At 59.5% G+C, this 215-nt stretch carries 1 pseudogene; it reads right to left on the bottom strand.

The annotated features are described in order from the left end of the window. Window positions 1–215, bottom strand: a pseudogene (locus tag H6B10_RS17805) (hypothetical protein); the annotation flags it as partial.

The following is a 215-nucleotide window of genomic DNA, read 5'->3' as shown; positions in this document are numbered from 1 at the left end:
TGCTGGCATCCCAGGGCGTCATCACCATCGGCACCGTACTGACCGCCTACCTGTGCTTTACCCAGCTGACCGGCCCGCTGCGGGAACTGCACCGGATTCTGGATGAATTTTCCGGGAGCAATGGACAGATCAATGTTCTGCAGAATCGGCTGGTCGGGCTTTTCGGGGTAGGCAAACCGGACGCCATGCAGCTGCACATCGTTGCCGGAAGGAAC

The sequence above is a fragment of the Gemmiger formicilis genome (assembly GCF_016901605.1).
Taxonomy (GTDB): domain Bacteria; phylum Bacillota; class Clostridia; order Oscillospirales; family Ruminococcaceae; genus Gemmiger; species Gemmiger formicilis_B.
This window is presented reverse-complemented; position numbering and strand designations above follow the sequence as displayed.